Here is a 300-nt window from a genome sequence, read left to right as displayed (position 1 = left end):
GACCATTTTCTCCATGAACACCCCGGTGAACGCAGGGGCGACGGCAGAAGGGTCGGTGAGCAGGACCGCACCGAGGGCGGCAATCGGGGCGAAGAGGATAACGCTGTAGCCACGGTAGGCAGCCAGCATCAGCAGCGCCAGGGCTGCCAAGGCAATGATCACACTCATGGTGTGTCTCTCCAGAATTGTTATTTTTGTGGGTGGAACGGGTGTGGGAGAGGCGTTAGCGAGAACTGTGCCAGATATTTAAGTTGCTGAAATATATGAAGTTAATCTGAGTGATTGAATCGCAAATGAGTT

General features: G+C 53.3%; 1 pseudogene. It reads right to left on the bottom strand.

Going from position 1 to position 300, the window contains the following annotated elements:
* Positions 1-168, bottom strand: a pseudogene (locus tag BK660_RS29930) (GntP family permease); the annotation flags it as partial.
* Positions 169-300 lie beyond the last annotated feature (132 nt).

Origin of the sequence: Pseudomonas brassicacearum, assembly GCF_003732265.1 — a bacterium.
In the GTDB taxonomy this organism is placed as follows: Bacteria; Pseudomonadota; Gammaproteobacteria; order Pseudomonadales; family Pseudomonadaceae; genus Aquipseudomonas; species Aquipseudomonas brassicacearum_D.
Note: the sequence above shows the minus strand (reverse complement) of the source record. Positions and strands in the feature narration are given on the sequence as shown.